General features: G+C 45.7%; 19 protein-coding genes and 1 pseudogene. 8 read left to right on the forward strand and 12 right to left on the reverse strand.

All coding sequences use genetic code 11. The features are described from left to right. Positions 1-51: 51 nt before the first annotated feature. The 5 genes from rsgA to DWW91_RS15375 all read right to left on the reverse strand — a co-directional run bounded on the left by rsgA (position 52) and on the right by DWW91_RS15375 (position 4,353). On the reverse strand, positions 52-1,107 hold the full coding sequence (gene rsgA, locus DWW91_RS15355; protein WP_122328250.1) for a ribosome small subunit-dependent GTPase A: 1,056 nt from the start codon (positions 1,105-1,107) through the stop codon (positions 52-54). After that, positions 1,104-1,883 carry a class I SAM-dependent methyltransferase gene (locus DWW91_RS15360; RefSeq protein ID WP_122328251.1) on the reverse strand — a complete coding sequence of 260 codons (780 nt, stop codon included), beginning with the start codon at positions 1,881-1,883 and terminating at the stop codon, positions 1,104-1,106. Before DWW91_RS15360 ends, rsgA begins: the two co-directional genes overlap by 4 nt. Before the next feature lie 281 nt (positions 1,884-2,164). Next, positions 2,165-2,674: a ParB/RepB/Spo0J family partition protein gene (locus DWW91_RS15365; RefSeq protein WP_046146935.1), complete on the reverse strand. Its 510-nt coding sequence runs from the start codon at positions 2,672-2,674 to the stop codon at positions 2,165-2,167. Beyond that, positions 2,658-3,962, reverse strand: coding sequence for a DUF3440 domain-containing protein (locus DWW91_RS15370; RefSeq protein WP_046149610.1), 1,305 nt, complete (start codon positions 3,960-3,962; stop codon positions 2,658-2,660). Before DWW91_RS15370 ends, DWW91_RS15365 begins: the two co-directional genes overlap by 17 nt. Then, positions 3,910-4,353: a hypothetical protein gene (locus tag DWW91_RS15375; protein WP_122328252.1), complete on the reverse strand. Its 444-nt coding sequence runs from the start codon at positions 4,351-4,353 to the stop codon at positions 3,910-3,912. Before DWW91_RS15375 ends, DWW91_RS15370 begins: the two co-directional genes overlap by 53 nt. A 239-nt stretch (positions 4,354-4,592) precedes the next feature. On the opposite strand from DWW91_RS15375, the gene DWW91_RS15380 reads away from it, so the two are divergent. Then, positions 4,593-5,057, forward strand: coding sequence for a TspO/MBR family protein (locus DWW91_RS15380; RefSeq protein ID WP_007659311.1), 465 nt, complete (start codon positions 4,593-4,595; stop codon positions 5,055-5,057). Here the strand turns inward: DWW91_RS15380 and DWW91_RS15385 are convergent. The 6 genes from DWW91_RS15385 to DWW91_RS15410 form a co-directional block, all read right to left on the reverse strand. Continuing rightward, positions 5,054-6,373, reverse strand: a complete 1,320-nt coding sequence (locus DWW91_RS15385) for a sigma-54 dependent transcriptional regulator (protein ID WP_028728785.1) — start codon at positions 6,371-6,373, stop codon at positions 5,054-5,056. The genes DWW91_RS15380 and DWW91_RS15385 overlap by 4 nt on opposite strands. A gap of 49 nt (positions 6,374-6,422) precedes the next feature. Further along, entirely contained in the window at positions 6,423-7,598 is a 1,176-nt protein-coding gene (locus tag DWW91_RS15390; RefSeq protein WP_122328253.1) for a DUF418 domain-containing protein, read from the reverse strand. A gap of 372 nt (positions 7,599-7,970) precedes the next feature. Further along, positions 7,971-10,448, reverse strand: a complete 2,478-nt coding sequence (locus DWW91_RS15395; RefSeq protein WP_010803377.1) for an ATP-binding protein — start codon at positions 10,446-10,448, stop codon at positions 7,971-7,973. 30 nt (positions 10,449-10,478) lie between these two features. Next, positions 10,479-12,200: a phosphoethanolamine transferase gene (locus DWW91_RS15400; protein ID WP_122328254.1), complete on the reverse strand. Its 1,722-nt coding sequence runs from the start codon at positions 12,198-12,200 to the stop codon at positions 10,479-10,481. A 152-nt stretch (positions 12,201-12,352) separates the two neighbouring features. After that, positions 12,353-14,545 (reverse strand): DUF4838 domain-containing protein, encoded by a 2,193-nt coding sequence (locus tag DWW91_RS15405; RefSeq protein ID WP_122328255.1) that lies wholly within the window; start codon positions 14,543-14,545, stop codon positions 12,353-12,355. A 62-nt stretch (positions 14,546-14,607) separates the two neighbouring features. Next, on the reverse strand, positions 14,608-14,949 hold the full coding sequence (locus DWW91_RS15410; protein ID WP_007659304.1) for a hypothetical protein: 342 nt from the start codon (positions 14,947-14,949) through the stop codon (positions 14,608-14,610). Between the two features lie 142 nt (positions 14,950-15,091). On the opposite strand from DWW91_RS15410, the gene DWW91_RS15415 reads away from it, so the two are divergent. Then, positions 15,092-15,598, forward strand: a complete 507-nt coding sequence (locus tag DWW91_RS15415; protein ID WP_007659302.1) for a bacterioferritin — start codon at positions 15,092-15,094, stop codon at positions 15,596-15,598. 63 nt (positions 15,599-15,661) lie between these two features. Here the strand turns inward: DWW91_RS15415 and DWW91_RS15420 are convergent, their stop codons facing one another. After that, positions 15,662-16,138 (reverse strand): DUF456 domain-containing protein, encoded by a 477-nt coding sequence (locus DWW91_RS15420; protein ID WP_046146927.1) that lies wholly within the window; start codon positions 16,136-16,138, stop codon positions 15,662-15,664. A gap of 251 nt (positions 16,139-16,389) precedes the next feature. On the opposite strand from DWW91_RS15420, the gene DWW91_RS15425 reads away from it, so the two are divergent. From DWW91_RS15425 to DWW91_RS15445, 6 genes and pseudogenes are all read left to right on the forward strand, one after another. Beyond that, on the forward strand, positions 16,390-17,616 hold the full coding sequence (locus DWW91_RS15425; RefSeq protein WP_010803380.1) for a site-specific integrase: 1,227 nt from the start codon (positions 16,390-16,392) through the stop codon (positions 17,614-17,616). A 553-nt stretch (positions 17,617-18,169) separates the two neighbouring features. Continuing rightward, positions 18,170-18,742, forward strand: coding sequence for a DUF3575 domain-containing protein (locus tag DWW91_RS15430; RefSeq protein ID WP_122328256.1), 573 nt, complete (start codon positions 18,170-18,172; stop codon positions 18,740-18,742). Positions 18,743-18,809: 67 nt separating this feature from the next. Continuing rightward, entirely contained in the window at positions 18,810-20,399 is a 1,590-nt protein-coding gene (locus tag DWW91_RS15435; RefSeq protein WP_233584501.1) for a DUF3868 domain-containing protein, read from the forward strand. Positions 20,400-20,546: 147 nt separating this feature from the next. Further along, positions 20,547-20,921 (forward strand): annotated as a pseudogene (locus DWW91_RS28100) (FimB/Mfa2 family fimbrial subunit); the annotation flags it as partial. Positions 20,922-21,006: 85 nt separating this feature from the next. Next, entirely contained in the window at positions 21,007-21,399 is a 393-nt protein-coding gene (locus DWW91_RS28105; RefSeq protein ID WP_233584507.1) for a hypothetical protein, read from the forward strand. Between the two features lie 21 nt (positions 21,400-21,420). Beyond that, the gene (locus DWW91_RS15445; protein ID WP_147426552.1) at positions 21,421-26,694 is read left to right on the forward strand and encodes a hypothetical protein; all 5,274 of its coding nucleotides are present in this window, start codon (positions 21,421-21,423) and stop codon (positions 26,692-26,694) included. Positions 26,695-26,891: the final 197 nt, after the last annotated feature.

Genomic DNA, 26,891 nt, shown 5'->3' on the forward strand with positions numbered 1-26,891 from the left:
AAATATAATACAGTGCAAGAATCCGAAGACACCTGCACCATAAATATAAAATCAGGAATCAGCCTTGCGCCTCTTCACTTCTTCCACGAGCTTTGTAAAAGATTTTTCCTTTTTACGTTTCTCATGCTCGGAAGCGGAGAAATGCCAGGCTTCACGCTTTAGTTTCAGATAGCTTTCATACACTTTGGTATCTAGCGAACCTCCTGCGACTGCTTCCAGAACAGCACAACCGGGTTCGTTGGTATGTGTGCAATCCTTGAAACGGCACGATTCTGCATAGTTGGAGATTTCCAACATTTCGGCTAATGAATCGGGATTATCTACAGTCAATCCAAACTCACGGATACCCGGAGTATCGATTAAAACACCTGAGCCGTCCATCAAAACCATTTCCCGCCGGGTGGAAGTATGCCGCCCTTTTCCGGTGGACTGGCTTATATCCGACGTCAGCAGCACCGACCTTTCACAAAGTGCATTAACAAGAGAACTCTTCCCTACCCCCGAAGAACCAACAAAGACAACCGTTTCGCCTTCCGATATGGAATCCCGTAACCGGGAGACCGTTTCAGGCTGATGGATACTTGTGAAGAACACCGGCATCCTACGGGTAAGATGCCTGATTGCTTCCTCTGTCTCCTGCTTATCAAAAGGCAAATCTGCCTTATTGAGTATCAATACGGGATGGATGTTTTCTTCCAATATCTGAACCATGAAACGTTCCACCCTGCGCATATTGAAATTATCATCGAGACTCTGCACGATAAACGCCTTGTCAACATACGAAGCAATTGCCTGTTTTCCGGCTACCGTTCCATTTCTCTTGCGGTATAAAGTCCGTTCACGAGGCAACATACCGACGATAATGCCTTTGCTATCGTCGAATGGTTGAAACAGTACCCAGTCACCTGTACAGGGCAGTTCAAAGTCAGATTTCCCATACATCATATTTCCCGTCAACTCGCATTGGTACAGTCCGTTATCGGATACAACCTCGTAACAGGTACGATGCACGATGGCTATCCGTCCGTGAGACAAAGTATTATATGCCGATTCTTGTTTTAGTTGGTTCAACCGGTCGTTCCAACCATACATATTTAAACGAATCATAGCGTTATCTTTTTAGCGATATAAAATACATAGCCGTAAAACCCTTTATACTTGCGGTATAACTCCTCTTCGTGATGTGACATCGCGACAAGTTCTTCGGCGGTTTTATTTCCCGGATATTTGGCCAGAAACTTTTCCCGGGCTTCAACTAACGGTGCAAAATAATGCTCTGTCCAGCAAGTTTCGGGTAAAATAAAAGAAGCGACAGGAAGATACCCGGCCTTTTGTATCAGGGCAACCTGATTGGGTATCGTATCTATTTGCGGATAAGCTTCCATCCAGAAATCATGAATCTCTGCCGGACGTTCTTCAGTAAACCAGGCGCTTTCAGAAACGGCGATATATCCTCCTGTTTTCAGATATTTGCGCCATTCGTTCAGTCCGCATTCAAAGCCTATATTATAAATGGCTCCTTCCGACCAGATCAGGTCTAACTCTCCCTCTCCGAAAGGAAGGTTGTCCATCGAACCGACGATTCCCTTCACTCTATCCTGAAGATTCAGCCCTCTGGCATTCCTGTTGAACCTGTCGATGAATCCCGGAAAAAAGTCAAGACCGGTAATATGTCCTGGTGCATGCTGGGCCAATACCATTGTCTGACCGCCTGTGCCACAGCCCAAATCAGCGATAAGGGATTGATCGGTAAGGTTGTCTATAAAGCCCAATGCTTTAAGAGTCACTTCTGGACTTCCGGGTCCCTGGCGTTCTGTATTTAAAAAGTATTCACAGATTAAATTAAAATCGAATTCGTGAATTGTTTTATTTTCGTTACTCATTTCTTTATGTATATAGTATACCCGTGAAAGCATAACAATGCCGTCATCATTGTACACTGATTAAAATTGAATTAATACAATAGGAATTATGCCCGGATAGAATTACCCGAGAATAAACAAAAGGACAACCTGTACAAGGAATACAGATTGTTTACTACACCAAATCCGATTTAAATAGTTTGTTTAACATGCGGCAAAGATACATAGTAATTATCAAATATGCAAAAACTCTACTATAAACGCCATTCCATCATCCTAAAAGCCTTAAACTCATATAACTATTATTCTTCCGACAAGCTAAACTCCTTATTAGAGAATAATTCCGCCAAACCTGATATTTGTTTCAAACGCAATATTTCATCTCTGTCCATACCGATATTACGTTGTATCCAGGCATCCGACATGCCACATTTGGAGAGCTCGGAGACGATATGACTCATTAGTTCAATATTGTGGGTACCACGTGCCCTGTTATGGCGGATGGTCGAAGCCATTCTGTTGGAGAGGTCTTTTTCGATGACAGTGACGGGGAGCAAGCCGCGTTCACGCTCATAGATACGTTTTGACGTCTTCATCACCATATAGCGGTGGTAGCCGTCGACCAGTTCATAGATGTCTTCCTCCGGAACATAGTAGCATACACACGGGGAAGTAAACCCGTCTTCCCAGATAGAAACTTCCAGCAATTTCATTTCCGGGGGTGCTACGACATTGGGGTTATAGCTGTTGGCTACCACCTTTTCCACAGGGACAGCCCTTACCTTGTACACAGGACTAGTATATTCCTCCATATAATTCAGAGTTATAAAGTTTTAATATGTCTTCCTTTTGTTTCCTCTCGTGAATATTCAGTGAGAAGCCCATATATTTACAATAGTAATCGTTCTTCAATATACAGATACAGACACGCTTATAGGTTGGGAGTTCGCGGAATTCCGGAATATCGATATCATCCAGATATTCCATCCGAACCGGTTTCTTTACCGTCTTGTAATTTGTACGGCCTTCAACCCGTATCGGAATTCCTGCCTGTATCAGCTTCTCGATGGTGTTTTCTGCCAGGCAACCGCCTTTTTCACGCCAGAATTTTATGCTGACGGAGAGTTTCTGCAAATATCCTTCCCGCGTCTTCTCCGGCAAGGTTCCCAATAGAAATTCCATATAAGACTTCCAAGTCATTCCCTGCGGTAATTTGACAGACTGCCATCCCAGTGCGGAAGTACCGCCATACAACCCGGCAAAACCGACTCCGTTGACACGCCCGATCATCTTTCCCCACATATCCGGATCTATTGCCCGGTATAATTTCAGGCTGGCTATGGCCTGGGAGATAAAAGGGCTTGCTACTCTCTGCATTTCCAACGGGACTCCTGCCTGATAAAACAAATCGTACAGGTGATTGTAATCCCAACCGAACCTGCCGTTGGCAATCCATATATCTTTTGTTTTCCAATCGAATATAGGATAAGCATTATATATACGTGGTGCCAGCTGGTGAACCCATTTCAGCCGGCGGTAAGTCTGCACTTTATTCTTTATATGGATAGCCCGCCATCTGTTGAAACTTTCCTGTGTCCGTATCCCTATCAGGCAACAGGTGCGTCCGGCATCCTTTTTTTCATGCAACCATTCCGCAAACTTTAACTGAAACTGGTAATCCCACATATTCTCATCATAAAATGGGAAGTCCTCCACACAAAGCGAGTTTTCGGGCATCTTATTCACCCATAAATCCTGCAACTCTCTGTCCCACGGACGCCAGTAATTCTGGAACATCGAAGTACATGTAGGAACCTTAAAAGGGACACACACCCGGTAGACCTCCAGGATGTCGGAATTGGAAGACAATACACGATCTACATAGGAAGTGGTTTCCCGGTACTGTACCTCATAGTCCATGTGAAAGACTCCCAGTTTCCGTTTCAGGCGGTGTTCGCGTATATAGTCAATACACAAATTCAGCAAAACACCACTGTCTTTACCTCCGGAAAAGGAGACGTATACGTTATCGAAGTCGGAAAATATCTTATCCAACCGAACTTGTACTGCTTCGTACACATTGAGCTTCTCTCTCATCATCACATCTATATTCCATTTTATTATATAGTTTCCATTCTTGAGTTACGAAAAAATGAGCTGAAGCAAAGAGCTCTTTATGCCGGGTATGGGCAACGGCCCGGACAACCGAAATATTTTTGAAATGTTCCAAAACAGCATCGATCAGGGATGCCAATACCGCGTTGTCCTCCCCTTTCACATAATAGTTATTAATAAGGACACAGGTACTTTTGATTTCAACGGGTATAAACCCTATCACCATGTCTCTTTCCATAGCGACAAACCATAAATAATGTTTTGATGTTTTGAAAGGATAATTATTATTCTGCCGCAAAACGCTGCAACTCATAACTAGTGGAGCAACTAATTCATATAGCCTCGGGGCGATTCCGGATAACACTTCTATATTCATATTCCAAAGAGACTAAGATTATACAAATCCTTCGAAACACAAAAATAAACAAAATACTATACCAAAGAGTATTAACAGCTAATATTTTAACTTAAAATAAAGAGTTCACCCTTTAATTTTCAGGAGCAGCAGAAAATACAATACGATATCCCGTCCATATCACATATCACAAAAACTTTTTACTTTCAGACAACAAGAGCGAAGTTCCTATTGTTATTCAATAAGAAAAACGAAAAATCATGAGAAAAGCATTGAATATTATTATCCCTATCTTGGTTTGTTTCCTTGTAGGGCTTTCCGCCAGTTACTTTCAAGCTGACGCAATAAAAAACTGGTATCCAACTCTTATCAAACCGGCGGTTACTCCGCCCAATATTGTTTTCCCGATTGCGTGGAGTATTATTTATGTATGTATGGGGTTATCCATCGGACTACTAATCAACTCCACCATAGAGCGAAGAAGGTTCTTCATCAAAGCATTTATCTTTCAGCTATTTTTCAATTTCACCTGGAGCATCAGCTTCTTTTATATCCAGAACCCGCTTATCGGATTTATCAATATCCTGTTGCTCGACATCTTTGTTATCAATTATACATTGAAGAGTTATCAGGTAAACAAAGCCAGCTCAATACTTTTCATGCCTTACGTAATATGGTTGTTGTTTGCAACCTATTTGAATGGGTATATATTAATGTATAACTAATCCAAATTATAAAGCTTCAGTTTATTATAAAGCGTTTTCCGGTCTATACCCAATAGTTGAGCAGCACGCGTTTTGTTGTTGCCGGATTCCTGGAGAGCACGTTTGATGAGTTCGCATTCATGGGTTTCGTCTTTCAGGAGGATGCGGGTGTCTTTTTCCGGGGCTTCCGTCAGTTCTTCGGGGAGTTCACGACGGGTGATATACCGGCCGGTAGCCAGAAGGGTGGCATATTTGATGACATTCTTCATCTGACGCAGGTTACCCGGCCATGAATAAGACTGGAAAAGACGGATCGTCTCGTTATCAAAACCGATAATATCTTTCTGGAGCTCGGCATTCGCCTGATCGAGGAAATTATTGGCGAAAAGCAACAAGTCTTCCTTCCGCTCTTTCAAATCCGGGATACGAACCGTAAACTCATTGATACGGTGATAAAGATCTTCACGGAAATCTCCTTTATCGATGGCAGTCCGCAGATTCTCGTTTGTGGCAGAGATCAACCGGACATTGATAGCGATCTCTTCATTTGTACCGATCGGCTTCACTTTACGTTCCTGCAAGGCACGAAGAAGTTGTACCTGCACTTCGTAGGTCAGGTTACCGATCTCATCCAGAAAGATCGTTCCTCCGTGAGCAGCCACAAAAGCACCGGTCTTATTATCTATCGCCCCGGTAAACGAACCTTTCACATGACCGAAAAACTCAGAAGCAGCCAAGTCCTTTGGAATCGCCCCACAGTCGACTGCAATAAACGGAGCCTTACTGCGATTACTCTGCTCATGGATACGGCGGGCTATATATTCCTTCCCCGTCCCGCTCGCCCCGGTAATCAGTACCGACATATCCGTCGGGGCAACCAAGCGGACGTGGTCGAACAACTGACGGGCGGCAGGACTTTGCCCTTCAATATAAGTATTCCCTTCCGGCGATTTCTTTGCCGGAGTATGTTCTACCGCAGGCGTTTTCACTACCTCGCGAATCTTACTCAGCAACTCTTCCGGATTCAGGGGTTTGGCTATATAATCGGATGCTCCCAGCTTGATGGCCTGTACAGCAGTCTGTATCTCCGCATAACTAGTCATCATGATCAAAGGCAAAGAGGCATATTTTTCCTTTACCCACTTCAACAAGTCGATCCCGTCACCGTCCGGTAAACGTAAATCCGACAAGATCAGGTCGTAGCTGACACTCTCAATCTGGCGTTTTGCATCCGAAACCGAGCTAAGTGCTTTTACCTCAAAACCTTTCTTTCCTAACCAGGTTGTGAGCATTAAAGAAAAAGTTATATCATCTTCAACAATAAGAACTGATAGCATACTTAATTATATTAAATCCTTACGCAAAGATATATATTTTAGGAATAAATCAGGAACAAATCCAGGTCGCTTTACGCCAGGCTCCTTCGAACGGTCCCTGTTTATGATTCTTTAACCACCAATGGCAGAAGCCCAGCTGAAGGATAAACAGCACGATCCCCACCCCGAAACTGGCGGCAACGCCCAATTCGCTATACAGCGACAAACCATAACCGAAATAGATAAATGAACCTATAATAGACTGGCTCAGATAGTTAGTCAGACTCATTTTTCCATAGGGCACCAGTCCATGCAACACTTTGTGTCCTGAAACCTGTTGCCAAAGAAAAACAAAGACAGCCACCAGTACACACATGAATGCAAAATTACGGAAAGAGGAGAAAATCGTATTGAGCGGAGATAACATACTCTTATTTGTAAACAGACCGGGTAAAGCCTCCGTAAAATAATACAGAGGAATAAAGCAAACAGCACTGATCAGGAGCGTACGAAGCCAGAACTTCCGGTGACCAGACAGATCGACAAAGAATTGCCGGCGTCCTATCAACATACCGATCAGGAACAGGGAAGCGGTCTGGAAGAAACGGCCATGTCCCCAACCCCATAACAGGCTGAAAAGCTGTCCGTCCCACAGGTTCGACTTCACCATCGCCCAGAAGTCCGTCTGTCCCAGGAAGGGATACATATTTCTATGATGCACCAGCCATTGTCCCGGAGCAGCCACATAGTCGGGATTGTTCATCGCATAAAGGAACTTTGCCCATTCTATAGGCTGAAGCATCAGGAGAATAGCCGTTATCAACACAGCTTTATCGCTCCATTTGCAAACCAGGGGCAGAATGACACCTACTATCGCATACAACACCAGGATATCACCGGGGAAGAATGCACCATTAAAACATCCGATCAGGAACAGCAGGAATAACCGCCACAGGAAACGCAGACGGAAGTCTTTCCCTTTCTTAGCCTGGTTATTATATTGTATGAAGAAACTAAATCCGAACAGTAGGGAGAAGATAGCATACGCTTTCCCACCAAAGAGAAAAAACAACGTATCCCAAACACCTCCGTTCAACGACTTCATGAACTCGGTAGTCGTTTCGGGAAACTCATAGAAATTAAAATGTTCGATATTATGCAAAAACATAATCGCCATAACGGCAAAACCTCTTAGGGCGTCGACAACTTCAATGCGTGCCGACTTGAGTGGCATTTCGTGCTTCATGGTATAACTATTGGTCTTTTTTAATAATGGACACAAAGGTAGGCAAACAAACGAAACGAAACAAAAAAAGCATCCCCAACAGATGCCTTTTTTGTTTCGCAGACTTAAATAGAATACTCAGAAATAATCTTTCTTTGTTTTAAACGGTTTAAATGTAGAAACGTCCACTTACGATTCTGTAAATATGAAAGCGAATACCGTGCCAGAATCTGCAAAAGGTCTTCATATGTATCATAAACTCTTACTACTTAACAGAAAAGAAAGATAAAATGTTTTAGACAACGGAGAGATAAAGACAAAAAACGGGGAAAACAGATACCCAACTGGGGAAAAATTCCACAAAGATATTCCACAGAATTATCCCACAACCGTTTACTTCGAAACGGTCATTGCCTGTTCAATGATTTTTTTCACTTCTGCGATTACTTCCGAAAGCAGCGATTTCCATTCCTCCACAGGTAAAGTGGTGGCATTCTTTTCGATAACTCTCAGTTTCTCCACCAATGAGGTAGCGCCGAGCATGGTAAACAACGGCACCATTTTATGAGATATCTTTGCAGATTGTTCCCGGTCGTCATCCTGCAATGTACCTTCGAGTAAGGCATTGCTTTTGGTTGTCTCTTCCACAAATGTTTTCAGGATGGATACGGAGGCTTCCTTGTCCTCACCGGCAAAGGCTGTCAACGAATCAAAGTTGAAATCAGAGGTAACAAGCAGTTCTGTTGATAAAAGTTTATTTAACAGAGTAATCAACTGCCGGGCCGTAAAAGGCTTATTCAAAAATCCTGTGAAGCCGGATTCCAGATAATGGTCATGCTCGTTCTCCACGCTAGCAGAAAGGGCTATAACCGGAAGATTCTCTGTTCCCGGAATACCGGAATTACGTATGCTTTCCAGTAATTGATAACCATCCATTCCCGGCATCTGTATATCCGTAATGACAGCATCGAAAGAGGTCTTCTGCAACAAAGCAACAACAGAGAAGGGATCAGTGCAGCTACTCACCTCCACATGGTTCTGTCGCAAATATTCTTCCGTAAGAGCGAGTTGCAGCGGATCGTCATCGACCAAGAGACAGTATACATCGCGACCAACAAAAGATGGTAACTCCGGTTCAGACACGGCTTCCTCTTCCGCCGCGGGAAGCACCTGCACATCGGCTACTGTAAGCGGCAGCTCTATTGTGAAATCACAACCTTGCCCCACGACACTCTTTAAAGAGAGGTTTCCTCCCATCAAAACCGTCATCTTCCGGGTTATGGATAAGCCCAGTCCAAACCCTTCCGCCTTTTCAGTTGCGGAAAGACGGGTAAATTCACCGAATATACGTTCCTGTTCTTCCGGCGGAATACCCGGACCGGAATCGCTCACCAACACATTCAGCAGTGCACTGTTGTCTGCCAGAGCATTGATAGACACCACCATGACAACCCGTCCTTCACGGGTAAATTTAAGGGCATTCGACAATAAATTCCCCACTATCTGACGAATACGAATCGGATCACCGATATATAACTTTTCCGTTCCTTCTTCTTTCAGATTCAAGACAAAAGTCAGATCTTTCGATTCGGCTATCGGTCTGAAACTGGTAAATATCTCATTGAATAGAGCCGATACACTGAAAGCCACCCGCTGTATCTCCATTTTTCCGGATTCAAGACGGTGAAAATCCAACAAGTCATTGACCAAAGACAAGATATGGCTGGCCGAACCAGACATATTATCCAGGTAATATTGTTGCCTTTCATCCGGATGCCTCCGCAGCAAAAGGTCTATATACCCGATGATCGACGAAAGCGGAGCCCTGATGTCATGACTGATTGTCAGCATCATCTTCTCACGGCTATGCAACAGGTCTTCGGCATATTGTTTCGCCTTTTCCAACTGCATTCTGTAATATTTACTTTTCGAAATATCACGGGTGATCATGAAGATAAAAATAATCACGATAACAACAGAAACAATAGCAATGCCGGCAATCAGCAAGGAAGTCTCACGCAGAATCTTCTGTTTGTTCTGCATACGTTCCAGCGAAGCATTCACTTCCTCCTCCTCGATATCACGCAAAATCTGGTTAATCTTACGGGTAACTATACTATTATTATAACGCAGATTGGCAGCACGTTCCAACAACTGGTCAGCCAGCAATTTACGCTGCCCTGCAACACTGTCCTGCAAGTTTTTCAACACACTGGCGATGGTATCCGCCGGATTGAATACATTCACCAAAGTGTCTGTCACTATCTGGCGGGTCGTATTGACAATGATGCTCGTGTCTTCACGGCTGGGTGAGAAAGCATCTGCCAAACGACGGAAAAAGCCGCGGGGTTTCTTTTGAGAAAGAATCGTATCCTGCTTGACTACAACATGTTCTTTTATTTCCTTCTGTTCGATAAACGTATCTTGTTCGGCAATCACCTTTTCGATATTAATCGTATAAAGATGCTCCGTATTCGTTTCTTTCCAGGTTTCAAGCAGACGGCGGGTATTCAGTCGTTTCTGCCTCAAAAGCATATCGATCGTATCGATCTTTAGCAACTGAACGGAGTCGGTTATCAGGACACGCAGGGAGTCCATATTGCTGTGAGCCTTATTCAGCGTCCGGTTAAAATGATTCACATTATTCTGCGGCATACCGACCAATTGCCCCAACGCCTCGCTTTCATAAAGCAAAGACAATGTATTGGTTACGAGATAAACTTTCTGACGGGCTTTACTGTCCGGTTCTTCCTCACCGGCAACCTGTTCGATGATTTGATAAATATATACGACAGAACATACTGCTATTGCAACCAACAACAGATAACCTAAAATAACCTTAAGAGTGATGTGTCCACTTTGTTCTGCCATAAAACAAAGGTAGAAGTTTCTATCAAAATATCAATCTTTGTCGTAAACAATTCCCCATTTGTCCAACATCTCGAAGTCGGCATTCTTCAATCCGACTTTCCAGAAAGGAACCGGTTCGTCATGATCTCCGAGGTACATGCGGTCGCGCACCGTAAAAGCCGGATTGGAAACAGCCAGGGTAGAATCGGAAACTGCCGTATGTATTCCTGCCAGGTCCAATACGGTATGGAACACACTATTCGTGCTGACCGGTAGAGCCTGATGAGCCATTGTCGTCTGGTATTTCTCCGGATAAGTAGCCCGGTAAGCATCCGAGAACCAAATAATATAAGGTATATGTAACTGATAATAGGTCGGAATTGGAGACGCATGCAAATAACGGGCACGGGCATCGTCAAAAATATCTTCCCCGTGATCGCTCAGATAAAGCATCGACACGCAAGCGTTCGTTTTTTTCATCATATCCGCAATCTCACCTAGCACATAATCGGTATAATGTATCGAATTATCATAAGAATTACGCAGTTGCTTCTTATAAGAGGCACGGATTCCTTCCGCTTTATCCGGGGTATAAAATGCAAAATCTTTCGGATAACGTTCATGATAGTTAAAATGCGAACCATAAGTATGAATCACAAAAAACAAATTACCATCCGTCTTATCCACTTCTTTCTGCAAATAAGGGAGCAATTCACCGTCATGCAAAGAAGTCAGATAAGCAGACTTCGGTTTAAACTGGCTCATATCTATAAATGTATCCGCTTCCCGGTAAAACGAACCGATCATCGACGTGCTCAGATTCTGGTTCGCAATTACAACCGTATGAAAACCGGCTTCCTTAAAGGCAGTCACAATACTTTTCTCATCATAAATCACCCCATAATCTTCAGCACTGGCGGCAGACAAAATGATAGGCACACTCTTATGAGTATTATTGGATTGAGTAACCACATCGGTAAAATGAACCAACCCATCCAGTTTCTCCATCCGGGGAGTCGTTTTACGTTCATAGCCATACAAACTCCATTCCATCGCACGAGACGTCTCTCCCACCACCAACACATAAATTTCACGTTTTCCTTCCGTCTGCACGCTCTTTGTCGCATGGAAGGTAAAATCGGATGAGGTAATATGATAATTACTGTTTTTTTCCGCTTTATTGATTGCAAAATAAAGGTTGTAAAGCGCATTTCCCGGATAAAAATCATTTTTCAGCGAAACCATATGGCCTTGTATCGGAGCCAACATGCAAAGAATGATCCCCAGTATAAACACACCCAGACTTCTTACCGCCCATTTTTTTCGGAAAGAGTTTGTCAGCTTCTTTTTCATCCGGACAGACCAGACAGCCAACAGCAGAGTTGGCAATGTATAAAAGAAGAAGACACCTATAATGACAAGAAATATATTTCCAAGTAATTCGCTGGCTTCAGATGCGGTCGAACTGGTCAGGTTCAGAAACATATCTACCGCAATCACCGATTCGCCAAAAAGATAAAGCAACACAAGCTGTCCCCCATCCAATATAACTTTCGGTAGCAGGCACCAGACGACAATACCCGGTTTGCGTGCCAACAAAAGCAGACCGACCCAAAAGGCATAAGGCAATATCAAAGATGCGATTCCCACTGTGACAGGTAAGGGCTCCGTAAAGAACAACACACAATTAGGAACGATAAACAACAACGCAAACAAGAACAACAAATGTTCCTGGGAAGTGAACCAATTCCTCAACTTTATAAAATAACTCATCGATATACCGTATATTCCTGAAAAACAACTACTCTTTTATCTTCTTCCGGCTTTCATTTCCGGGCGAACTGCAAAAGTAGTTGTTATTCAGCATATACTTATACAAACCACATACAAAAAAAGTTATTTCACACAATTCCGACCGTCTTTTCCTATTGAACAGTTACTTCATCCAAGAAAAACCAAGCCGGATAACCTACCCCATAATGCCAGGAAGGACAGGTCTTGATTCCTTCAATCTCGACCTTTATATAACGGGTTGTCACGGGAGAAGGGGCTTCACACTTGACTCCCACAAACTTCACCTGTACGGAACGGTCTTCCGTCAAACTCTTTTCACCAAACGGTTGATAGGTTTTATTATCCGACGATGTGGAATAGGTCACTTTCTTCGGAAGCAATATCCAGGCACCCAACTGGTGAAGGAAATCGCTTTCTATCGAGCTGACCGGCATCTCTTTACCCAGATCGAGGACAAACGAACCGTCAATGCCCTCCCATCCGATCCAACTTTCCACAAAAGTAGTTCCACCGAACAGTTCATCAGTCAGGGCGGTTTCTCCCAACGTTTTATATTTACCGGACGGTTCTTGAAGCCAGATCACTTTCGCACCTTTTGCCAAGTTCTTTGCTTTACCAGGCAGATAACGTTCGGTATATAATTTGCAATATTCAGCCGGAGGATTACTTCGTTCGTTCAGGGTCGGTATATTAAATTCGCGCGTACGTTCTTCAAATAAAGCCAGGTTGGCTTTGACTTCTTCCAAATCGTGATTTCCTTCGGCGCGTGCTATTTCAAGTCCGGCATATTGTAACGGCAAACGGGATAGCCGTACACGTTTCAACAGGATGGGATCACCGGCTACTGCCTGTTCCGCCTGATCGAACAACTCATTATAGCGCTTGCGGCAATTCGCATTCAGCATACCGTCTTTATGCGTAACCGGTGAATCGTATATCCAAAGACGCTGTTTGCTGGCAAGCAAACCACCCTCCAACAGCTTCTCATACTGATAAATATAAGGAGAGGCAGCCCCATAATAGCCATCCATGAAAGCACGCATCAGCGAATCGGCATTCTGGTAAGGATTCCACATCAACTTACTAACCATATAAGCACGCATCTCCGGGAAATCACCTCCTTTGGAACCACCTATCTGGGAGAAATGCATGGTTGCATGATGTTCTTTAAACAATTGGATATTCTTTTGCAGGATCGGAAAATTGGGAAATGGGGATACATAATTATCAAAATTGATCCCGTAATCCCACACGAATATATTATTACTGATAGCAGACCAGCCTTTCATAGCTTTCATGAAATCCTGTCCGGAAGCATTGTCGGTCAAAGGAACTTCACGGTCGCAATCGATATCGCACAGCATGATATTCACATTCGGCAATGGCTTCACATGCTTAGGCGGATGCATCGTATACAGATAAGCCAGCGTGGAAAACTCTTTGTCCGGGAAGCGAGCAGCCAACTTATTCAGAAAATGAATCAGACTGCCGGAAGGGCCTCCCTCCTGTTCATCCAATGCTTTACAGTCCGGACAACCGCAGTTAGTAAAATTACCGTCGTTTTGGCTGACGGAAATCATATTCTTCCCTGGGTTCGCCTTAAATATGGAATCAATCTTCTGCGAGGCCAGTTCAAATACTTCCGGATTAGTCAGACACCATTGGCTGGCTTTTCCGGGACGGCGTTCACCATTGATAAAGGAATAATATTCCGGATGAGACTTTCCGTATATATCGGAGGGCATGATACGGTCGAATGTATGTACCCACATGCCGCCGGCAAATACTTCCGAAGGCTCTTCGAAGCGGAACCATAATTTATAAACCGGGTCTTCACGCAAAGCGTAACACTGACTTTGGCGGTAACGGAAAGCCGGATTCTCCGCCCTGTCCAATTCCGGAATAACGACAGTAGAACGTTCTGTTAACGTATAGGCGTTTGCTCCATAATAAGCAACTCCCAGATAATCTTCCAACAGAGTTACTACACCATAGATATTCCCTTTATCACCACCACTGCTGATAAAAACAATGCCATTCTCTGTCTTCAGACGAAAACCGTCTTCGGTCAGTCCGGATACATCGTTCCCACCTATGACGATATCTCCTTTCCGGGGCGATTTATCATTCACTACGGGCAGGGAGGCACCGCTTATCCGTTTCACAAAATCCTGTAATAAAAGAGCCGCCTGATTATCCACCGCTTCTCCCTTTTCCACCAGGATACGGGAAACAGGCTTGCTGTCCTTCACCACAGTAATCTGTGCATTCAAACAATTCATTCCCAATAACAGGAATAAGGCACATAGATTTAGGTTTCTCATATATTTCAAGTTTAGAATTATCGTGTAAGTATAAGTATCGACAAACGAACTATTCCCGTTTGTTATAAATTCCGGATAATCGCAATAAATTCCTCATTCGTTATATCCAGTTCCGGTTCTTTATAATTGACAAAATCTTCAAAATAATCACTGGCGATATCCGCCACAATCTCTTTTCCGTCCAAACCATAAGAAGAAACCAGTTCTTCCACTTTATTTTTCACTTGCCGAATCACCTGCAAACGGTCTTCGTAGCGTTCCGGCTTTTCCTGGTCCGTCACATGCTCATTGCGAATTATCAGATATACCACCGTGTAAAATTTATCTACACTTCCGAACACGGGGATAAACAATGCTTTCTTATCTTCCGGCAGAGCAGCCAGATATTCCTGTATTTTTGTCATAAGATTTCGTTTTAATTGATAGAATCTATGACAAAGATAAAAAATATTATCACAAGCCGACCCCATTGTATCATGGAAACTGTTAACTTTACAGCATTAGAATAAAGATGTCTTATAAAACAAGATTTAAAACTCAACGATTATGATTAAAAGAGAAAAAAGTATTGAACTGCTAAATAAAGCAGTAGCCGATGAAATGACAGCTGTTAACCAGTACATGTATTTCCATTTCCGTTTGGACGATATGGGATACGACCTTCTGTCCAGCCTTTTCAAACGTACGGCTATAACAGAAATGATGCATGTAGAACGCCTCGCCGAACGTATCCTGTTCCTGAAAGGTGAAGTGGAAATGAAATGTTCCGGTCCGGTAGAAAAGATCCACGATGTTAAAGCTATGCTTGAAAAAGCCGCAGAAATGGAAACCGGTAGCGTAGACGACTACAACGCATGGGCCAACGAATGTGCACAACACGCAGACTCAGCCACAAAGAAAGTATTCGAAGGTTTGGTGGTAGAAGAAGAAGGTCATCTGGACCAATTCGAAACAGAAATCGAGAATCTGGAAAAGTTCGGAGACAATTATCTGGCATTGCAATCTATCGAACGCAGTAAAGTGATCTCTTCGGGCGGCACTCCTGCTGAATAAAAGAAAACAAAGAAAGAATTAACGAGGGCGTTGCAAAAGTATCACTGTGGCAACGTCCTCTTTTTATATCAAAGCACTGATAAAACAATAAACAAAATACCCGCAAAGAGCCATCTTTACGACAACACTTAGCAAGAATCCGACAAAAGCTCCTATCCCGGCTTTAAAAGCTTCCATTGATTTCTTTCCACCCAGCAATTCGCCGATCACCGCTCCGGCAAACGGACCGAATAAAATTCCCCAGGGCGGGAACAGGAATATTCCGGCTACGGTTCCGATGACACATCCCCAATTTCCCCATTTACTGCCTCCACCGTATTTAGTACCCAACACCGGTGTCAGATAATCCAGCAACTGTACGACAATAACCAACACACCCCATATCACCAGTTGGGTTACAGTAAACTGTACCCTATCTGTAAAATGAAGCAGTATCAACCCCAGATACGACAACGGCGGACCGGGAAGGACCAGCAAAAAACAACCGGCAAACCCCACCAATAGACAAATCGCTCCTAGTATGATCAATAATATATCCATCTGTTTCCATTAAAATTGTTCCAGAATCTGAATACGCTTTCCAATCGGCGGATGTGTCGCAAACAAACCGCTCATTCCGCTCAAAGATATAAAAAGAATTTTGTCGGGATAATTATTCCTCTGATATTTATGATACGATCGAAAATAAAAACACCGATGGCAGGCTCCCCCGTTTAAACTCAATCCTGCTTATATTTGTTGTTTACCAACATCAATAAACAGATCGAGTTACGAATAACGTATCAGTAAAAGTGAAACGCCGGAAATCGAAGGTTACGGGCAAACAAACCCCGCTATACATCCAGCTGATCTGCCGGCGAAAAATGAAACGTATACCGTTGGATATAAAGGTATACGAAGAAGAGTGGGACCCGCTCACGGAAATAGTACAGATACCACCCGGAACAGACAGGCAACGAACCGAATACCTGTTGCAAGTATCGGAAACAGCCTGCGAAACCTGTCGCATGATCCGGCAAATAATCGAAGAACAGCCGGTAAACAAAGACTTTTCCGTCGATGACATCGTGAAACTGTATGAAGAAAGGTCCGCAAGCATGTACCTGTCCGCCTATATACAAAAACTGGCGGACATTCTCCTGGCGCAGGGAAAAGAGGCCACTTCCCGCCATTACCAAAGCCTGGGGAACAGTTTCCTCTCGTTTTTCGGAAAGAACATCCGGATAGACGAAATCAACGAAAAGCTGATCCGGCTATATGAAGAATATTTAATGGCCAAAAAGCTGATGGATAACACCATTTCGTTTTATATGCGCAATTTCCGGGCAATCATGAACAAAGCAGCGGCCAGCGGATTGATAAAAGAGTGCACACACTTCTTCAAAAACGTAAATACCCGGATTGAAAAAACACCCAAGCGGGCCATAGAAGAAAAAGTGATCAGAAAGATAAAGAATTTAAGCGATGCGACATTGAAAAAACCGGGCCTGATCTTCTCCCGCGACCTGCTGATGTTCGCCTATTATACCAGCGGCATGGCTTTCGTCGATATTGCCCATCTCACATGCGACAATATAAAAGGGAACTACCTGGTTTATAAACGACGTAAGACAGGACAAGAACTACAGATCAGGATACTCCCGGAAATACAGGAACTGATCGACCACTATCACTCCAATTCCCCTTTTCTATTTCCCGTACTACGAACGCCTGATCCTTCATATAAGGATTATGAAAGTGCACTCCGGCTACAAAACCTGCGGTTGAAAAATATAGGCAATCTGGTAGATACTGAACTATCGACCTATGTGCCCCGCCATACCTGGGCTACTACAGCAAAAAGCAAAGGTGTATCCGAAGAGATGATTTCGGAAAGCATGGGACACACTTCTGTAAAAACAACCCGCATTTACATAGCGACATTTGATAATCCCCAACTCGATCAAATCAATAAATATGTAATTTCGGGAAAGAAAAACAAGGGAAGTCTTAGAACCATAAATTCCGTCTCTTACTAAGAGACAGAAAAGGCACTTTATTGTCTGTTAAAACGTTGCAAACGTAATAACATTTATTTGATAAAACAAATATTTTGAGATAAAAATAAAATATAAAAAGTTTAATATTCAGGCCTTTTCTGAATATTGATACATATTTTAAGGAAAGAGCTATCTAGCAAATACCCCTTCCTACTGGTCTATTATGTCAATTATTTATTAATATTTCCGCCTTTTATATCCTGTTTATCAGATGTTTAACAATTGTTTGACAATGCAATCCAATTCAGACTGTTTTGCAAATGCTTCTACTTTCAGCACATATTCATTAGTAATCCTGTTGAAAAATAATATTTTCAATGTACTTCAGCACAAATCTCATTTCTGAGTATTTATCCGCCTATTTCTTACAACTACGGAAAATTTGTTTGACAATTTGTTTTACATTTCTCTTTACAGAGATATTTGTCATATTCATCTTCCTTTAAAAATCAGACCAACTCAATTACCCTGTATTCCACATTCTGTCTCTTAGTAAGAGACGGAATAGATACAAAACACTAAATGTATTAATATGTATAAGGGTAAGATCAGAGAGCGCCACCTCCTACTTCTTCTATTTATTTGCCTATCTGTTAACCTCCGTGGGCAACAAACGGCATTAAAGACGAACGTATTGTTCTGGGGAACTACTACGCCGAATGCTGGTGTGGAAGTAGGTATAGCCAGACAGTTCACGGTAGAAGTATGGGGTGCCTACAACGCATGGAAGTTTTCCAACGACATGAAACTGAATCTATACCTTATCCAACCTGAAGCACGCTACTGGTTCTGCCGCAAATTTGAAGGACATTTCGTAGGAGTACACGGACACTACGGACATTTCAATATCGGGCAAATCCCTTTTATATCCGGTCTGAAAGAGTATGTATTGCGGGGCGACCTCTACGGAGGCGGCCTCACCTACGGGTATCACTGGGCGATAGGCGACCGCTGGGGCCTGGAAGCGATGATAGGAGGCGGATACGCCTATATGAAATACGACAAGTACCGGTGTGCCGACTGTGGCGAAAAGGTCGGATCCTTCACAAGGAGCTATATCGGACCGACATGGATCGGATTTTCCGTCATTTACTTTCTGAAATGATTCATTATTGAAACAATTGATATATGAAGTACATCTTATTATCACATAATTAATATTAATACTGTTAGTGGTTCTGATTAGTTTCCATTCAAATGGAAAGGTTACGGCGCAGGACATACGCATTGTTCCCAGTAAGCTATACGTGAAGAACGACAGCCTGCATGTGAACCTGACGATATATCCGAACGGAATATCCGTAGGCAGCGGAACGGCCTTTTTCTTTACCCCTGTCATCTCAGAGAGAAAGAAACAGAGCCTTTCCCTGCCGGCCGTTATCATCAGCGGCAAACGCCGTGCCCGCCAGGACCGGAGGGAAGTATTTCTCTCGCCCGTCAAAAAAGATCCACAGCCTTTCCGGCGGATAATAGCAGGAAGAAAAAAACTGAACGCTCCAATCAATTACCAGATAGTAGTGCCATATGCCTCTTGGATGCAACACTCTTCGCTCCTGCTCCGGCAGGAATACAAAGAATGTTGCGAAAAGGAGCAGCTGGCACTCGATACGCTGAAACGAAGTCTATTGATATCTACGGTTCCCCCGGCTGTCCGGGAATACGAATTCCAAGCCAAACCTCAATCCCGGCCGGTTCAGGGGGAACCTATTCAAAGAACACCGGTCGGAAATACTACCGCCTATACATATAATACTATACCCGTCGTCGGCAAGCCCGCAGCACCGGTCGTACTCAACATAGCCGAAGTAGACCGTTACGCAGCCATGGTTTCGTTTCTGCCTTCCGAAGGCAATTCCGGCAATAAGCACCGCACGGAAGGCGCCGTCCTCTATTTCGACTACCCGCTGGGAAAAGACGACATATATCTCGATTACAAGAATAACCGGGAAGAGATCAATAAAGTGGAGCAGATACTGGGACCGCTCACCGACAACCGATTCTCTACACTTGTCCGATTGCGCGTCAGGGGATACTCCTCGCCCGACGGGCCTTACGGCGATAATGAACGGTTGGCACAAGCACGTTCGCAGCTTTTTGCCCGTTACCTGCGCAATGCATACAACATCTCCCGCAACAGCATCGAAGTATCGTCAGAAGCCGAAGACTGGGAAGGCCTTACCGACCTGTTGCAACAATACCGCCCACCCTATGCCGACGATGCCCTCGGAATCATCCGCCGCTACGGTATATTCAACGGACGTGAAAAACAATTGATGGACTTGCAGGGAGGCGCACCCTATAAAGATATGCTGCGACGCTTCTTCCCGAAACTGCGACGCATCGAAGTGGTCGTGCAATACGACGTAAGGGAAGTGAACAGTGCGGAAGCCTCCGAACTGATCTACACCCATCCCGACCTGCTCAGCCTCGACGAGATATATGCCGTGGCACGCCAGTATCGCCCCGGGAGCGACCAGTACCGCGAAGTGTACGAAGTAGCCGCCTACCATTTCCCCAACGACGTGGTAGCCAACGTCAACGCCGCCTCCGCCGTAATGCTGACAGGCGACCTGATCTCGGCCTGGAATTACTTGCGCAAAGCAGAAGCCGATCCGCGTGCCTGGAACAACCTGGGGGTGCTGACACTGATGGAGGGCAACCCTGAAGGCGCTACCGTCTGGTTCCGTAAAGCCGTCGGCATCGAACCTCGCAAGGCTAGGACCAACCTGCAACTGGCCGAAAGAATGATAAAACAGGAATGACAGACATAACCGGATAGATACGATCATAAACAGATAGATGCAATGGACAAACAACGGATACTCTATATGCTGTACGTCGTGCTGGCAACCGCGCTGAGTGCTTGCTCTTTCGGTGACGAACCGTCCGTTTGCCCCTATAATGTCCGTATGGAATACTGGTATGCCGAAAGCAGTGCCGAGAACTCGTTGCCGGTATATGTAGACAATATCAGGCAATTCCTGTTCGACAGCGACGGCAACCAACTTGCTGCTATCACCCTGCGCGGTGACAGCAGCACCGGCTGGAATGCCCAACTGAAAGACGGCACCTACACCCTTGTCCTCTGGGGCAATCTGGGAGAGAATGGAAAAGAAACAGCGACTATATTAACTGATAATAATTATAATATGAACGAAATGACACTTAGCGCCGCTATCACGGGAGTTCCGCCCGGATACCGCAACAACACGTCGCGGCTTTATTACGGCACTGCCACTTTCACCCTGAAAGACGGGATCACGGAACACCGGCGTGTCTATCTGTCGCATGCCCACGCAGCAATGAATGTGACGGTGCAATGGCGTACTGCTGAAAAACCTTCGGCCGAAGGCCTCTGGCCTCTGGCGGATGCGCCTGAAAGGTATCCCCGCCCACTACGGCTTCACCGGCGGAACAGAGCAAACGATCCCTTCGGGCACCGGCACCTATGCCATCCCCCGGAGCGACAAGACCGTTACCTATCACGAGACACGCGCCGCCATGAACTACGACAACGAAGTCATCGGCGAATTCGTAACCTACCGTTACACCTCTGGCACCCACGAGTTGTGGAGCCTCTGGCGCGACGGCGAGCAGATCATCCGCGACCTCGACCTCAGCCTCTTTTTCTCCAAGCTCCCAATGGATATGAACCGGAACATGGAGCAAGAATTCGACCTGCTGATCACTGTATACGACAACGAGATCATCGTCACACAAACAACTGCCTCCGACTGGGCCGAAGGCGGTTCCATCGGATAAACAATAACTAATAATAAAGACATGAATACATTTTACAAGCTAAGTACCCTATTACTTTGCAGCACCATGCTGCTGAGTAGTTGTGCCAAAGACGACCGTCCCGACAACGGTGGCACCGACACAGGTAGCGATACCGGAGAGGTACGCGAAGTCGTGATGACATTTAGAAACCAGCTGGTGATCCCCAAAGCCCCTACGAAAGCAGACGGCTCCCCGCAGGCAACCAAAGCGAAAACAATCGCTACCGCTGCCGAGAACACCATCTCTACACTCGACGTCTACGTCTTCGGAGCAAAAACCGAGAACGGCGACTATACGTTCCAGGAGCGTTTCGCCTACCGTGCCGACGCTGCTGACAAGTTACCCGCAGGCGCTACCGAATTGCAACTGAATACGACCGGTGCCGACGGCAAGGAAACAACCGGCCTGATGAAACTGAAGAAAGGCCTCTTCGTGAAACTCTACTGCATTGCCAACGATACCACCCTGACCGATCCGGGTAACGGCAAAATAATCAAAGCAACTGACTTCACCCCGATCACTTTCGCAACCGGCGAAGACGGCACACCCCAATTTGCCGCTGAAGGAATCCCCCAGGAAAGTACTTTCACGACCTGGCACACTCGCTTGCTTACGGCAGGCATCAAGGCCGATACGCTGGTAGCACCACTTGCCATGAGCGGGGCTTACACCACTCCCGTCGACCTGACCGGCTTCGACAACTCGGCACGTGTTCAGATCGGATTCAAGCTGACACGCCTCGCCGCCCGCTTCGACATCGACAACAAGGCGGAGGAGTCACGCTTTACCATCGAGAGTGTTTCGCAGGGCAACGGACGCCGCGGTTCAAGCTACTTCCCGATCCGCGTTTACGGCGACCTGCCCAAGGCACAGCCCAACCAACAGATTACCTACCCGGTACATGCCCTATCCGGCAAAGATGCCAACAAAGGACTTTGCACAGGCGCCTTCTACAGCTACCCCAGCCCGAAAGACGATAAAGGCTTTATTATCCTCAACGGCAAATACAAAGTAAACGAAACCGAAATGAAAGACGTCTCCTACCAGCTACCCTTCACGCAGCAGGGAGCCGACGGCAACGCCACCTGGTTCGACATAGCGAACAACCACCGCTACACCATCGCCATCACCAAAGCCGACCTCTACCGCCTCGAAGCCGATATACGGGTCGCCGACTGGGCCGACGACGGCAATATCGACTACACACCCGACAACAAACCGGGTGAGATTACCGTGACCATTCCGGAAGCCTACAAAGGCGATTCCCAATACGACGAAGAGACGAAAACCGTCAATATGTCGCTGGTAGACGGAAGCTACCTCACGCTCTCCACCGTCTCCAACTCAGCTATCAGCCTCTCTAAAATCTATGCAGGCGGAACAGCCGGAAAACTGTTCGACTGGATGGAGGTATCCGAGCCGGCTACCACTCCCGGAGCAAACGGCTCCGTTAATTACACCTACACCGTCTCGCTCAAAGCCGGTTACCTGCTGGGCCGCTATCCGCGCACCACGCTCCGTTTCCGGAGCCTGACCGACGGTTCGGAAAATATCATCTACATAGACGCGCTGGCCGTGCCCAAGCCCATTGAGACAACACAGCCCCCGAAGGCACCTAACGGCACCTCCGCCAACCCTAACAGCTTCGACCCCGAACTGCTCGAAGCCAGCGTCTACCGTATCACCGGCAGCCGTACCCAAGTGAAACTGACCTGCCCCGACGACATCGAACTGGAAAGCAAACCCGACTGGCTGAACGTCACCCTGTTTTCACAAAACAAGCCGGAAGCAATCTACGACCTGGTTTTAACGAACAGGGACATCGTAACTCCCGGTAACCAGGGTACAATCATTTTCCATAACACAAAGAATCTCACTGAAGACCAATATAACCGTCAGCTTGCTCGACGCCCCGTCACCCCTTCTTACGAAACGGTCGGGACAGACAATACGGTTATACCCGGAAGCGACGACGGAACGACACCCGATGACGTACAGATCACGATAAAAAAAGACAACTCGGCTACGGTAAAAGCCAGTTCGATGGACGGCGTTACCGTAAAGATTAGCTACCCCGACGGCAGTCCCGAATGGCTTAGCTACGACGGTGCGGCAACCACCGAGTCAGCTCCCGCAACAACACAGGCTACCATTCCGTCCATCATTCCGGAAACTGCCGGTAATGTTTCACTGATGAGTAATAATACTGTCGTCAACCAAGTGCAGGAAATCAAATTCAGTCCCATTGAAAGCAAGCTGACCGGTGCACAAAAAGCAACTGTCACCCTGAAAAACACGATCGGAGGAAAAGATTACTCCTTCACGATTACTCCCACCATGCAACCGGCCACAGCCGTCAAAGGGGCCAAAGCATCCGTCCCCCTACAGGATAAGCTGGCGGCCGACAAGAAAACCGTCACCCTCTATCAACTGCCCGGTGACAATGCCACCAAGTCACAAATGCAGATAGCCGTCAGTTCACTGGGCGGAAGTGCGCTGGCGATCGAAGGCGACGGGGCAACCGTCACTCCGGCCGAAAATACGGCAAACGAAGCCACCTACCTGCTGAAACCGGCTTTGGGAGAAGGCAAGAACGAAGCGACCGTCACCCTGCATACGAAAAACTATACCGACAAGACGAAAATGACGGATTATGCCGTCACCGTGCTGCGTTCAGACCTGACAGGTGCCGTTTCGGCCTCCCTGACAGCAGCCAAAGACCAGACAACCTCGTTTAAGGCATCTTCGTACGAAGGTTTCAGCATCGATAAAAGTGCTATTACCTGGCAACCCGCCGACCAGACCGGAGGCAGCCCGTGGTTTGACATCGCAACCACCGACTTTGAAGCGGGAAAAGACAAGGTCATAACGCTGAAAGCCATTTCGACAGCTACCACCGCGCAGATACGTCCGGCCACCGTTACTTTGAAGAACAAAATTCTGAACGGAGGCGACCTCAAAGTGACAGTCACCCCGATCTACAGCGTTCCTACGCTACAGACCGTAGGCGAAGCCGATCCGAAACAGAATGGTCTGACCGCCACAGCTACGGCATCCACGCTGAAAATGTATAAGGTAGACAATTCCAAAATCACGCTCTTGGCAACAGCCATAGGCGGAAGTTCCGTGAGCGATGCCAAAGGCGTCACCATTACCGGAGGAAACACCTATAATACGGAAAATACCTATACCATCGTGATGGCAAAAGACGCAACAGAAGGATCGTTCAAGATCGTCAACAAGTCAGATCCCGACAAGATACACACCGTCACCGTACAGGCATTGTCGACGGCTATCACAGCGACCAATATAGCTTCTCTGCCGATGAGTCCGGATAACAGCCAGAACAGTACCGCCTATTCACCCGAAGGATTCAAGGCCAGCGTGACAAGCTGGGGCGACGGAAGTGCCTGGTTCGACCTCGCAACTTCTGATTTTACCAAAGGGAATGCCAGCATTACAACCAAAGTAAAATCGACCATCGGCAATATCGGCATCAAAACAGCCACTGTGACACTGGTTAACAATATCCGCGGTGGTGAAAACAAGACATTCACCGTCACCCCCACTCTTACCGCCCCGACCACCGCTTTCGTGAGCAGTTCGCCTACGCAAAACACCTACACGGCCAACGCCACGACGATGAAGCTGTATCAGGTAACGGGTTCCAAAGTGAATATCACCGCAACCTCTTTCGGAGGAAATAAAGTGGTCAGCCAGACAAACGTAACCGTTACAAGCGGCGGCAATAACAATACGACCGGCTCGTACACCGTGACGCTCAACAGCGGCGCCACCAGTGGCAGTTTCGTGCTGGGTAACAATTCCGATCCTTCGAAAACAAAGACGATAACCATAAATGCCCCGGTAACCACCATGACTGCCAACAATGCAACACTAAGCGTAGCGCCTGGCGGCAGTACGACAACCGCCGTCAATTCGCCCGAAGGTTTTACGGCCAGCATAACCGATTTGGGTGGCGGCAGCGAATGGCTGGAACTGCCTGCGACAACCATTGCTAAAGGATCTACCAATCTTCAGCAACGCGTAAAATCGAATCTTACAAATCTGACTATCAAACCGGTCACTGTGACCATGAGGAACAATATAACAGGTGGAACGAATAAAACCTTTACGGTGACACCCACCCTGGCAGCTCCGACAATAAGCAGTCCGTCCGGTGCCAGTCCGTCACAAAATACATTGAGCGGAAACACTGTTACTCTTTACCAAGTGGCCGGTTCTAAAATAAATTTCACTGCTACGGCTTACGGCGGTACTGAAATAAAGAACGCGACAGGTGTTACTTTCAATTCAACGGGAAGCACCAGTAACAGTTATACCTATACTGTAACATTGGCAAGCAACGCAACTACCGGTGGTTCGTTTGAAGTCGTGAATAAATCCGATAACAGCAAAAAAACGACTTTTACAGTCAATGTTCCGCTTTACAAAGCACCGACAATCGTTAGCGCGGGAGGCAATAGCCCTACACAAAACAGCTTCAGCAGCAGCACTGCCACGCTTTACCGGGTATCGGGTTCTAAAATAAGTCTCAAAGCGTCTTCGCTGGGAGGTAATTATATTAAAAGTTCCACAGGAGTAACCGTATCGGGAGGAAACAATACAAACACGGATAACACCTACACGTTAACTTGGAATGGTAGTTCCACCAGCGGTAGTGTCGTATTTGCCAACAAAACGGACAACCGCCGTGAAACGACAATCAACCTGAGTCTGCCTTCTGCTGCTATAACGGCCAGCAATCTGTCGGTTACAGCCGCCAATAGTGGAAGCCATAATATATCGGTACAATTTCCGGCCGGAGTAACTGCGTCAGTGAAAAGTTGGGGAGGTGGCGATCAGTGGTTCACTTTTACGACCAACAGCCTGAATGGTAACGGTAATATCGTGATTACCCAATCCAATAATGTAAGTAAGGTCATGAAACCGGCCACTATCCTGTTGACAAACAAGATGACGGGAGGAGGCGACAAGGAGATAACGGTAACACCAACTAATTTTGTGGCAACGTTATCTTCTACCAGTAAAACATTAGGGAACGTTATAAATGAAAACTCTACATCAACAACATTCGATGTTACAAGTGCTGGAGATTTTACTTATTCAATAGCTAATTCTAATATCGTATCTGCTTCACAAAATGGTAATACAATAACAGTTACAGCAAAAAAAAGGAAGTACTACCATCACTGTCACAAACAAATCGGCAACCAGCGAGACAGCTACTTACACGGTCACAGTAAGCCGTGATTATGAAGGTAAAGCGGTATGGAACTATCAAGGATATTATATTTCACCGGAAGATGTGACAATGGTTCCCTGAACTAGTTCTATAAATACAACATATTGCACAAATAAAACAGGTGCAAACTGGTTTGTTCCTAACAAAGATCAGTGGGCTATAATCGTAGATGCAGGAATAATAATACTGCTCTATACGATACTTA

The organism is Parabacteroides sp. AF17-3, from assembly GCF_003635445.1.
Lineage (GTDB): Bacteria > Bacteroidota > Bacteroidia > Bacteroidales > Tannerellaceae > Parabacteroides > Parabacteroides goldsteinii.